The sequence below is a fragment of the Niabella aquatica genome (assembly GCF_054779315.1).
In genome coordinates this window covers 242,460-254,603 of the sequence record NZ_BAAGYM010000028.1, presented here as the reverse complement: position 1 = coordinate 254,603, position 12,144 = coordinate 242,460, and the positions used below count along the sequence as shown (strand labels likewise).

General features: G+C 42.6%; 8 protein-coding genes. All 8 read left to right on the top strand.

All coding sequences use genetic code 11. The annotated features are described in order from the left end of the window. The first annotated feature begins 18 nt into the window (after positions 1-18). Positions 19-1,164: a DUF4249 domain-containing protein gene (locus ACYVBM_RS18900; RefSeq protein WP_460687260.1), complete on the top strand. Its 1,146-nt coding sequence runs from the start codon at positions 19-21 to the stop codon at positions 1,162-1,164. A 19-nt stretch (positions 1,165-1,183) separates the two neighbouring features. Next, entirely contained in the window at positions 1,184-2,353 is a 1,170-nt protein-coding gene (locus tag ACYVBM_RS18895; protein WP_460687259.1) for a DUF4249 domain-containing protein, read from the top strand. A gap of 19 nt (positions 2,354-2,372) precedes the next feature. Next, entirely contained in the window at positions 2,373-4,739 is a 2,367-nt protein-coding gene (locus ACYVBM_RS18890) for a hypothetical protein (protein WP_460687258.1), read from the top strand. Positions 4,740-4,814: 75 nt separating this feature from the next. Beyond that, entirely contained in the window at positions 4,815-6,797 is a 1,983-nt protein-coding gene (locus tag ACYVBM_RS18885) for an alpha/beta hydrolase-fold protein (RefSeq protein ID WP_460687257.1), read from the top strand. Positions 6,798-6,937: 140 nt separating this feature from the next. Continuing rightward, a complete protein-coding gene (locus ACYVBM_RS18880) occupies positions 6,938-7,792 on the top strand; it encodes a sialate O-acetylesterase (RefSeq protein WP_460687256.1) in 855 nt (284 codons plus the stop codon). A 3-nt stretch (positions 7,793-7,795) separates the two neighbouring features. Next, a complete protein-coding gene (locus ACYVBM_RS18875; protein ID WP_460687255.1) occupies positions 7,796-9,031 on the top strand; it encodes an SGNH/GDSL hydrolase family protein in 1,236 nt (411 codons plus the stop codon). Positions 9,032-9,065: 34 nt separating this feature from the next. After that, positions 9,066-10,316 carry a glycosyl hydrolase family 8 gene (locus ACYVBM_RS18870; RefSeq protein ID WP_460687254.1) on the top strand — a complete coding sequence of 417 codons (1,251 nt, stop codon included), beginning with the start codon at positions 9,066-9,068 and terminating at the stop codon, positions 10,314-10,316. Positions 10,317-10,346: 30 nt separating this feature from the next. Continuing rightward, positions 10,347-12,128: a glycoside hydrolase family 43 protein gene (locus tag ACYVBM_RS18865; protein ID WP_460687253.1), complete on the top strand. Its 1,782-nt coding sequence runs from the start codon at positions 10,347-10,349 to the stop codon at positions 12,126-12,128. Positions 12,129-12,144: the final 16 nt, after the last annotated feature.

The following is a 12,144-nucleotide window of genomic DNA, read 5'->3' as shown; positions in this document are numbered from 1 at the left end:
GCTCTCCTATTCATTTGGATGGCTTCGTTAACTGCTTTTACAGGTTGCCGCGAAAGATATTATTCAGCTTTTGAAGAACAGGGTACTTCATATCTGGTGGTGAATGGTTTTATCAATACCGGCGAAACACCTACGGTTATTGAGCTTTCAAGGAGTATAAAACTAAATGATGACCCCGCGCAAAAACCTGTTGCCGGCGCCACGGTGCAAATTGAAAGCGATGTAGGAGACCGTATTGCTTTACAGGAAGTTGAGTCAGGCGTGTATAAATTGGAAAATGGTCTTTTAAAACAGGAAAACAAGTATCGCCTCTACATTAATATACAGGGAAAAGAATACGTATCTGTATACTCCGTCGCACATAAAACCCCTGCGATCGATAGCATTAGTTGGGAAAAAAGTAATGGTGGCGTACAACTGTATGTACAGGCTGGTGCTGAAGCTGGCGAAGAGCAGTATTTTCAATGGAAATATAACGAAACCTGGGAGTACCGGGCGGCAATTCCTCCTACTATCAGATATGTCTATAACTCAACCGGAAAAATAACCGGGGTGGCTTTTGACGACGCAGTTGATAAGCCCGGTGTTACCTGCTGGCAGAACGATCGCTCTCGAAATATTTTAATTGGCACCACAGAAAAGCTTTCTCAAAATATCGTATACCAGCCGGTTTGCTTTATACCAGCCGGGTCGCAAAAGTTAAATGCCGTTTACAGCATATTGCTAAAGCAATATAGTATTAGTAAAGCAGCGTATAATTTTCTGTTGCAGATGAAAAAAAATACGGAGCAGTTAGGATCTGTGTTTGATCCGCAACCGGCGCAGTTGTTGGGCAATATTACCTGCCTTACCAATACTGATGAAAAGGTGATTGGTTATGTAGAGGTAACGCAGGAGAAAAGCAAACGTTTTTTCTTAAACAATTTCGATGTTGGAGGGTGGCCCTACACCCCGTCTTCGGGATGCCAAACCGTAATTGTACGTAATAATCCTGATAGTATTGCAAGCATGGCAGCGGGACTGGTACCTGCGATTCCGCAGGAGGTTATTCTGTTACCACCACCGGTTTACGCCGAAATAGTAACATTCGTGGCTACGCAGCCTTCGTGCGTAGATTGCCGGCTGAACGGGGGGACTGATAATAAGCCTTCTTTTTGGCCATAAGCTAAAAATGTAAATAAGAATGATGAAGACAATATGTCAAATTATAATATATGTTGTGTTGATCGCTCTCCTTTGGGGTTGCAGGGAAAGGTACTATCACGATTATATAATGCCTGAATCTGGATTTTTGATAGTGAATGGTTTTATCAATGCCAGGGGCAATCCTTCTGTTATAAGGCTTTCGCGCAGTAATAAGTTATTCGAGAGCCCTGCCGAAATTATGGAACAGGGTGCATCTGTGTTTATAGAAAGTTCAGATAACGAAAAGTTTCCTGTTTTTGAAACATCTCCAGGGGTGTACACATCCGCATCCTTTCCTATATCCGCTTCTTCCAGATATCGCGTACACATTACTGCTAAAGGAAAAGAGTATGTGTCGGAGTATACTGCATCCCGTGCTACCCCCGACATTGACAGTATTAGCTGGGAGCAGGAGAATGATGGGGTTCATTTTTATGTTCATGCGCACGATGATACTAACAGCAGCCGCTACTTTCGGTGGAAATTTGAAGAAACCTGGGAAACGAATGCTCCATTTGTTACCACTCTTCAATACGATAGGGGGCCAGATAATACCCTAACAGGCGTAAAATACCGGTATCCCGATGGCCGGGCCGATACTACTATCCAGCGGTGCTGGACTACTGCCGACTCAAAAACGCTTATGATCGGCTCTACTGAAAAACTATCCCAAAGTGTCATTTTTCAGCCATTTTATTTTGTAGGTGCCGGTTCTGTAAAGATGGCTGTTGAATACAGCATTTTGCTGAAACAGTACAGCCTTAGCGAGCAGGCTTACAATTTTATGGTAATGATGAAAAAAAATTCAGAGCAGTTGGGTTCGGTGTTCGATCCACAACCCTCGCAACTTGCCGGTAATATTAGCTGTATAACTGATCCTCAGGAAATGGCAATTGGTTTTATAGAAGTGTCAGAGGAAAAAGCAAAAAGAATATTTATAAAGCGAAAGGATTTGGATATCTGGAGTTACAGGAATGGATGCGAAATAGCCATAATAGCCAACCATCCTGACAGTATTGTGAAATATAGCAATAGTCTGATGCCTTCCACAGTATTTCAACAGAATGAAATAACCGGTGTGATAACAGCTTTTACAGCTACAACTCCATCCTGTATAGATTGCAGACTGAGTGGTGCCTCTAATGTAAAACCTTCGTTTTGGCCCTAGTAAAATGATGTATTGTACAATGAATTATTTTAAACGCATATCAATTTTCACCATCGTATATGTATTGGGCATAATAACCCATTGCATGGGTCAGGATATAGATATAGCTGCTGTATCGAAAAAATTAAATAACCATATACAGCAAACGGTAATGGAAAAGCTGTATGTACATACAGATAAAGACTACTACCTGGCGGGAGAAATTATTTGGCTGAAAGTGTACGATGTAGATGCTGTTACAAATAACCCCATTGACTTTAGCAAAGTAGCTTATGTAGAAATAATAGATACTGCCAATACTCCGGTGCTGCAATTAAAAATAGCCTTAAACAAAACAACGGGTAATGGATCTGTGACCATTCCTCAATCGTTTAATTCGGGCGTTTATACATTAAGAGCTTATACGCGCTGGATGCGCAATGCCGGGGTTGATGCTTTTTTTGAAAAACGCATTACGATTATGAACCTTAATAAACTGCCCGGCTATACCAATACACAGAAAGTCAACGGCGATTCATTATCTGTTAAGTTTTTTCCCGAAGGTGGAAACCTGGTTAGCGGGATGGAAAATATTGTTGCCTTTTCAATTGCTGGCAATAGCGGTAAAAATTTATTCAAAGGTTATTTAATTACAGGAAGAGACACGGTGCTCCGGTTTGCGCCACAGTTCGCTGGAATGGGTTCTTTGAAGTTTATACCTGCCGATGGGAAAAATTATGAAGTGCTTATCGTTTCGGAAAGCGGGAAAACGATTGCTGTAAGCCTGCCGCAAGTGCACAGCCGTGGTATTGTAATGCATGTTACGGATGATGCTGAAAATTTTGCTATCAAAACCAATGCAAATACATCTGATAAGGCCTTGCACATGATCGCTCACTCCAAAGGCATTGTAAAAGCAGCAGCAACTGCCCGTTTGCAGAACGGGACAGCCTCTTTTTTTGTGAAGAAATCCGATCTGGAAGCGGGGGTATCTATCATTACTATTTTTAACGAGGCCGGTAAACCCGTATGCGAGCGCCTGGTTTTCGTATATCCTGATCATAAAATAGATTTACAGGTCAAAACTGATCTTACTGCTTACAAACCCCGTGCAGAGGTAAAAATGGATCTGACAGCCCTGGTAGGTATGGGTAGCACAGACAGCGCCAGGTTATCGGTTTCGGTGTACCGGTCAGATTCTTTACAGCAGGTGCCTGCAACCGATATAACAAGCTACCTGCTGCTTACTTCCGAACTGGGCAGCTATGTCGAAAATGCTGCTTACTATCTTGAAAAAAATAATAGCCTGGCACGGGATCTATTGCTGATGACCAAAGGCTGGCGCCGGTTCAATTGGGATGAAATATTATCGGGTGTAACAGATACTATTCGTTATCAGCCTGAATTGCAGGGCCATTTGGTAACAGGAAAAATAACAAGTAATGTTACGGGGGAGCCAGCCCCTAATGTAGAAGCGTATCTTTCCGCTCCTTCTGTGATCACTCTTTTTAAGGCCACGGTAAGCAATGCGGAAGGAAAAATAAAAGCCAACTTCAATAATTTTTTTGGAGGCAACGAGCTGATAGGGCAAACGAAAAAAAGCGGATATAGGATATCGATAGACAATCCTTTTTCGGAAATATATAAAAAGGTTAAAATGCCTCCGCTTTTCAGGTATACGGCATTTCCTAATACGCTATTGCAGCAGCAGCAAAGTATGTTAATTCAAAACCTTTACAATAGTGAAAAACTATACAATTTTTCATTACCTGCCTTTGCTGATACAAGTGCTTTTTATAGTAAGCCCGATAACTATTATAATTTGGAGAATTATACACGCTTTACATCAATAGAAGAAATAATCCGTGAGTATGTGGTACTGGTAGATGTACGTTTGCGGAATAAAGAAGTCAACCTTTTTATGACCAATGTATTAAAAAAGGAATATTTCCCCAACCCGCCCCTCAACCTGCTGGATGGCGTTCCGGTTTTCAATTTTACAAAGTTTTTTGAGCTGGATCCCTTAAAGCTTCGCAGCCTTGATGTTGTAACACAACAATACGTTTCGGGTACCGGCATATTTGATGGAATTCTTAACTGGAAAAGCTATAAACCGTCTGTTAGTAATTATCAGTTAGACTCCGGAGCTGTTATAATAAATTATGAAGGGCTTTTATTGGTGCGTGAATTTTACAGTCCTGCTTACGATACAGAAGATAAAAGACAAAGCCACATGCCCGATTACAGGAATGTGTTGCTTTGGGAGCCGGATATTGTTTTGAAAAATGAAACAAAAAATCTGGGTTTTTATACTGGAGATATTCCCGGACAGTACGTAGTTATTGTGCAAGGGATAGCTTCAAACGGTGCTACCGGTAGTGCTCAGTTATTATTTAAAGTTGAATAATAGGAAACTGTTTTAAATGAAATCATGATTGGATGAATAAAGATGTTTGAGAATTAAATCATTAAAATATAAACAATGAAGAAGATTATACTTTCACTTTTGTTACAGTCTGCTGTAATAGTCCCCTCTTTTTCTCAAAAAGCTGTGCAACCCGCACCTCAGGACTTTGATGTTGTTCGTTCTGAAGTTTCAAAAGGAAAAATAGAAACCATTTCCTATCCGTCTAAAACTGTTGGTAACGACAGGAGGGTGACGATTTATACACCTCCGGGATTTTCAAAAGATAAAAGCTATCCTGTTTTATACCTCTTGCATGGTATTGGTGGCGACGAAAAAGAATGGCTCAATGGCGGCACGCCCCAGAATATTATGAATAATTTGTATGCTGATAAAAAAGCAGTACCCATGATCATTGTAATGCCCAATGGTCGTGCTATGAAGGAAGATGGCGCTGGCGGCAATATAATGGCGCCGGAAAAAGTGCAGGCATTTGCAACTTTTGAACGGGACTTAATAGATGACCTTATCCCTTTTATAGAAAAAACTTACCCGGTTAAAGCTAATCGCGAAAGCAGAGCTATTGCCGGTCTTTCGATGGGAGGCGGTCAGGCATTAAACTTTGGTTTAGGCAATTTAGACCTGTTCGCATGGGTAGGCGGTTTTTCTTCCGCTCCCAACACCAGGTTGCCGCAGGAGTTGGTTCCCGATCCCGAAGCAACTAAAAATAAACTGAAACTTTTATTTATATCCTGTGGTGCCAGCGATCGGCTGATAAGCTTCAGCCAGCGTACGCACAATTACCTGGAAGAGCATAAGGTTCCCCATATTTATTATGTGGAACCCGGTAACCACGATTTTAAGCATTGGAAAAATGCTTTGTACATGTATGCCCAGCTATTGTTCAAACCTGTAGATCCGGCTACATTTTCTGAATATCGCAAAATGTCAGTTGAGCCGAAAGTAAATACAGGCATTGGTTTTGGCGGCCCTGGCGGGGAAAAAGAAAATCTGTCCAATGTAAAAGAAGATTTTAAACCGTCGGTGTTAAACCAGCCGGGGCAATTGTACCCGCAGGTAAACTCCCAGGGATATGCACGGTTCAAAATATACGCTCCACAGGCCGATAGCGTAAAGGTAAGTTTGGGGTTGGGTGGCAGTGATGGTACTCTCCTTGTCAAAGGAGCTGATGGCTTTTTTACCGGCACCACGGCGGGCCCAATGGATGAAGGGTTTCATTATTACCATGTGATAGTAGATGGGGGAAAGTTCAACGATCCGGGGGCGCTTAATTTTTATGGTTCCACCCGTTGGGAAAGCGGTATAGAAATACCCGCCGCGGATCAGGATTTTTATGCGTTGAAGGATGTGCCGCACGGTCACATATCGCAAATACTGTTCCCCTCAAAAAGCACTGGTACTTCTAGAAGGGCATTCGTTTACACTCCACCGGGTTATGAAAAGGATATAAAAAAACGTTATCCTGTGTTGTACCTGCAGCATGGTTGGGGCGAAGACGAAACCGCCTGGAGTAACCAGGGCTTGGCCAATCTTATCATGGATAACCTTATTGCAGCAGGGAAGGCAAAGCCGTTTATTATTGTAATGACTTATGGTATGACCAATGAAATCAGATGGGGCAGGATACGCGATTTTAAAATCGACTCTTTTCAGACAGTGCTGGTGAAAGAACTGATCCCTTATATAGATAGCCATTTCCGCACATTGCCCGACCAACCAAACCGGGCAATGGCGGGGCTTTCAATGGGTGGCATGGAAACAAAAATGATTACAACAGCCAATCCTGATGTGTTTTCTCACTACGCGCTTTTAAGCGGAGGTACTTTTGCACCTTCCGATTTAAAAACAGATAAGCAAAAGCCAGGGCTGGTGTTTATAAGTTGTGGCAGTAAAGAAAATCCCGATGGTGTAAGGAAATCTGTAGAAGATCTGAAAGCCGCCGGCTTCAACGCGGTATCTTATGTGTCGCCCAATACAGGGCATGAGTTTTTAACCTGGAGAAGGAGCCTCAAAGAGCTGGCGCCATTACTTTTTCGATAACGATAATATGCATCCACCATTATTATCATTATTCAGCAACAGGCCATTTCGCTGGTAGATCTTTTCAGCAGAAAATGAAAAAAATCTTGTGGGTTGGTACAGGTATATAAAGTAATAAATTGTCAATAAAAATAATAAATATGAGAAGGCTGTTTTCTTTTTTTCTGATGATGGGAATAACCATTGCTTTTGCCGGTTATAGCAAAGCCCAGAACAAAAATTTCCATATCTACTTATGCCTCGGCCAGTCTAATATGGAGGGCGCTGCAAAGCCGGAGGCACAGGATAGTGCAGGCATCAGTGAGCGGTTCCAGATGTTGGCTGCTGTGGACTGTGATAACCGTGGGCGAAAAATGGGTCACTGGTACAAGGCTGTGCCGCCGCTTACCAGGTGCTATACGGGGCTCGGTCCTGCAGATTATTTTGGACGGACCATGGTGGAAAATCTTCCCGAAAAAATAAAAGTAGGCATTATCAATGTTTCTGTGGGTGGATGCAAAATTGAGTTATTCGACGAGGATAGCTGCGCATCGTACACAGAAAGACAGCCAGACTGGATGAAAAATATGATTAAAGAATATGGTGGTAATCCTTACCGGCGATTAGTGGAAATGGCAAGATTGGCACAGAAAGATGGTGTGATCAAAGGGGTTTTATTACACCAGGGTGAATCGAATACCGGCGATACCTTATGGCCCCAAAAGGTAAAGAAAGTATATGAAAACCTGTTAAAAGACCTGAACCTCGATGCAAAGGCTGTTCCTTTACTGGCGGGTGAACTGGTGCCTGAGGATCAGAACGGCGCTTGCGCGGGTATGAATCCGATTATTCGCACACTTCCTCAAACAATTCCTAACGCGTATGTAGTGCCTTCGGCAGGATGTGAAGGTGTTAAGGACCGGTTACATTTTAGCGCTGCGGGGTACAGAAAATTAGGTAAACGATATGCGGCTGTGATGCTGGAATTAATGGGTAAAAATATTACAGCAGAATAAAGAATGATCAACTCCTTTAGCAATATAATTAAAACAGGCAGTATATGGGTGCTGGCTATGTTATTTTCCTGCAACAGCAGTAAAACAACAGGTGCCGGCAAGCCTGTAAACTGGGTAGGTACCTGGGCTACGGCGCCGCAATTGGTAGAGCCGGGTAATATGCCGCCACCGCCCGGCCTGAGTAATAATACGATCCGCCAGGTAGTGCGTGTATCCATAGGAGGTGAACAGTTGCGTTTACATTTCTCCAACATATTCAGCACGCAGCCGGTTACCATGAAGCGTGTATCTGTTGCAGTAGCCACAGAAGGAGGTAGTATAGAGCCCTCTACACAAAAATTGTTACAGTTTCAAGGAAGTGAATCGGTAACCATACCGCCGGAAGGACAAGTGTCTTCAGATCCTGTTAGTTATAAACTTGCGCCTGGTTCGTTGCTGGCTGTTACCATTTATTTTGGCGAAACATCCGCCACTATCACAGGTCATCCCGGCTCTCGCACTACATCTTATATTTTGGAAGGGAATCAAATTGCTTCAACCGGTTTTAAAGGTGCGGTTAAAACCGACCACTGGTATGTGATCAATGGTATTGATGTGATGGCACCTTCCAATGCCTTTGCCATAGCTGCCCTCGGTAATTCTATTACTGACGGCAGGGGCTCTGGAACCAATAAGCAAAATCGGTGGACTGACATCTTATCTGAGCGGTTATTAAAAAATCCGGCAACAAAAAATACGGCTGTTTTGAATTTGGGAATAGGAGGCAATTGTGTATTGCGTGGTGGTTTGGGGCCCACAGCCGTAGCACGCTTCGACAGGGATATACTTTCTCAAAGCAATGTGAAATGGCTGATTATATTGGAAGGAATCAATGATATTGGCGGTATTAAAAATGCAGAAGATGTCCCTGAAATAACGCAGGAGCTGATAGCGGCTTATTCTTTAATGGCTGATAAAGCGCATGCAAAAGGTATAAAAGTGTATGGTTGTACTATACTTCCTTTTGAAACATCTTTTTATGACAAGCCTTTCAGGCAGCAGGCGCGGGATGTAGTAAATACATGGATCCGCACTACCGACAAGTTTGATGCCGTAATCGATTTTGATAAATGGATGCGTGATCCTGGCAACGTAAAGAAAATATTGCCCGATCTGCACGATAACGACTGGCTGCATCCTAATGAAGCCGGTTATCGGAAAATGGGAGAAGAAATTGACCTGAACCTGTTCGTAAAATAAAGCAGATACAAAGATGCGTATAAAGAAGGTCTTAATGTCACTTATAATAGTCGCGGTAGTGATGCCGGCAGTTTTACTGGCTCAATCAGGCAGTGCGCCTGAAAAAGATGCGGCCATTATTACGGGTAAGTATCAGAATTTGTTTAGGGAAGCGGGTTACAAGCAAAAAGATATTAATGCTAAAATAGAAAGCGCCTATAAATACCTGTTTGAAAGTGCCGCCGGTATTTATTTTGAAGTGGGCGACTCGATGGCCTATGTTTCCGATATTAAAAATAAAGATGTACGAACAGAGGGGCTTTCTTATGGTATGATGGTAGCAGTACAATTGGATAAGAAAGATGTTTTTGACCGTATCTGGCGTTGGTCTAAAAAGTATGCACAACACCAGGAAGGGCCGCGAAAAGGTTATTTTTCATGGAGCATTAACCCGGTAACTAATAAGCCTAACTCCAGTGGTTCAGCATCCGATGGTGAATTATATTTTGTTACAGCATTATTATTTGCCTCCAATAAATGGGGAAATAATACGGGGATTGATTATTATAAAGATGCCCGCTTTATTTTGGATGAAATGTGGAAGAAGGATGGAACCGGTGGTATTGTAAACCTCATCGACACCACGCACAAACAAATAACATTTGTGCCGGAAGGTGACGGTGCTACCTGGACAGACCCTTCTTACCATTTGCCTGCGTTTTACGAAGTGTGGGCTTTATATGCCAAAGACGGGCACGAAGATTTTTACAAAGCCTGCGCCGATACCTCAAGAGCATTTTTAAAAAGAACTACACATCCTGTTACAGCGCTCAATCCCGATTACGCGGAGTTTAGCGGTGCGCCTCATTCAACCAGGTGGATGCCTGCTGCTTTCAGGTATGACTCATGGCGTGTGCCTATGAATATTGCTATGGATTATGTATGGTGTGGTAAAGACAAAGTATGGCAAAAAGATTATGGCCGGCGCTTTCAGAATTTTTTAAGATCGAAAGGCATCAACAGTTTTGATGATCAGTTTGAAATAGATGGCAGTAAGCCGGATTTTATTCTGAAAGCAGGTGCGGTAAAGAAATTAAGGCATTCTCTGGGGCTAATAGCCACCGCTGCTACGACATCTTTAATGAACCCCGGAAAGCAAAGCTTCGATTTTGTGCACAAGCTATGGAATGCAAAGCTGCAGCCTTACGAAGATGGCTATATCGATCCCTATTATGACGGATTACTATACTTGTTCGCTTTAATGCACCTCAGCGGTAAGTATCAGGTTATTCATCCGGGGTTATAAATATATTATATATTAAAATGTAAAAATTGTATGATGATGAAATTTAATGTAAAACAATTAGCAAATGCAGCGTTGGCATTATTACTGATGTTCCCCGATGCAGCACTGGCACAAAAGAAAAAAAATACAAAAACAGAAAATAATGTTCCTGTATTTACGCAGTTCTCCTATAAGGGAAATGATGCGGTGTATAATAACCATCCTCTGAAGAAAAATGAGTTTTACAATCCCATTCTTCAGGGGTGTTACCCCGATCCCAGTATTGTGCGCCGGGGTGAGGATTACTTTTTGGTAAACTCTTCTTTCTCTATGTTCCCGGGTGTGCCTGTATTTCATTCTACAGACCTGGTAAACTGGAAGCAGATTGGTCATGTGCTGGACAGGCCATCGCAGCTAAAAGTAGAAAAGGCAGGTGTTTCGGCAGGTATTTATGCGCCCTCTATAAAGTATAATAAGAACAACGAAACCTTTTATATGATCACCACGCAAATTGCCAGTGGTATCGGTAATATGGTAGTGAAAACAAAAGATCCTTTTAAAGGCTGGGGCGAAGTGATCAAATTAAAATTTGATGGTATCGATCCGTCGTTATTTTTTGATGACGATGGTAAAGCTTACGTGGTGCACAACGATGCACCTGATAAAGGAAAAGAATTATACAACGGTCATAGAGTTATTAAGCTATGGGAATATGATGTAGAGAAAGATGAAGTGATCCCGGGAACGGATAAAATACTGGTTGACGGTGGTGTGGATATTGCACAAAAACCTATCTGGATCGAAGGCCCGCATATCTATAAGAAAAATGGGAAATATTATTTAATGTGCGCAGAGGGAGGAACCGGCGACATGCATAGCGAAGTTATTTTTATGAGCGATAGTCCCAAAGGCCCTTTTGTTCCGGCGCCCAGCAATCCCATACTTACTCAAAGGTATTTTCCCAAAGACAGGAAAAATAAAATAGACTGGACCGGCCATGCTGATATGGTGGAAGGAAAAGATGGTAAGTATTACGCAGTGTTCCTGGGTATTCGTCCTAATGCAAAAGACCGTGTAAACACAGGGCGTGAAACTTTTATCCTTCCTGTGGACTGGAGCGGTACTTACCCTGTTTTTGAAAATGGATTAGTGCCTATGAAACCTCAACTGAAATTGCCGGAAGGGGTTACTAACCAAACAGGTCAGAACGGCTTCTTTCCCAACGGCAATTTTACTTTTACCGATAATTTTGCAGCACCTGTTTTAGATTACAGGTGGATCGCCATGCGCGGGCCCAGGGAAGCATTTATTTCCAGCGCTGCGAAAGGCGGTGTAAGTATAAAACCATTTGCAGAGAATATTAAAGCGCAATCCCCGGTTTCGGCATTATTCCACAGGCAGCAGCATGCCAGTTTTGAAGCTGCTGTTACTATGAAGTACATGCCGGCCACTGAAAAAGATTTTGCAGGAATTACCTGCTACCAGAGCGAAGCGTTTAATTATGTATTTGGCGTTACCAGAAAAGGTAATGACTGTTACCTGGTATTGGCAAGAACAGAAAGGGAGCGGCAGGCCGGCCCTCCGCGTCCGGGTGCTGCTGCAATAACAACCATTATAGGCAGCACAAAAATTGATGTAACGAAACCCATACAACTGCAGGTGGTGGCATCGCAGCAAGATGAATATTCGTTCAACTATTCTACTAATGGCAGCAGCTTTCAAAATCTGGGAGGGCCCGTATCGGGCGATATTTTATCAACCAATGTAGCAGGTGGTTTTACCGGTGCATTGATCGGCCTGTATGCTACTTCCGGCAACGATATTCAACCCTGATTTCTGTAATACTGTA

Bases quoted from the DNA above. Each gene is read 5' to 3' on its own strand.
- ACYVBM_RS18890 (WP_460687258.1), top strand. From the start codon at position 2,373: ATGAATTATTTTAAACGCATATCAATTTTCACCATCGTATATGTATTG.
- ACYVBM_RS18900 (WP_460687260.1), top strand. From the start codon at position 19: ATGGCTTCGTTAACTGCTTTTACAGGTTGCCGCGAAAGATATTATTCA.
- ACYVBM_RS18895 (WP_460687259.1), top strand. From the start codon at position 1,184: ATGATGAAGACAATATGTCAAATTATAATATATGTTGTGTTGATCGCT.
- ACYVBM_RS18880 (WP_460687256.1), top strand. From the start codon at position 6,938: ATGAGAAGGCTGTTTTCTTTTTTTCTGATGATGGGAATAACCATTGCT.
- ACYVBM_RS18875 (WP_460687255.1), top strand. From the start codon at position 7,796: ATGATCAACTCCTTTAGCAATATAATTAAAACAGGCAGTATATGGGTG.
- ACYVBM_RS18885 (WP_460687257.1), top strand. From the start codon at position 4,815: ATGAAGAAGATTATACTTTCACTTTTGTTACAGTCTGCTGTAATAGTC.
- ACYVBM_RS18870 (WP_460687254.1), top strand. From the start codon at position 9,066: ATGTCACTTATAATAGTCGCGGTAGTGATGCCGGCAGTTTTACTGGCT.
- ACYVBM_RS18865 (WP_460687253.1), top strand. From the start codon at position 10,347: ATGATGATGAAATTTAATGTAAAACAATTAGCAAATGCAGCGTTGGCA.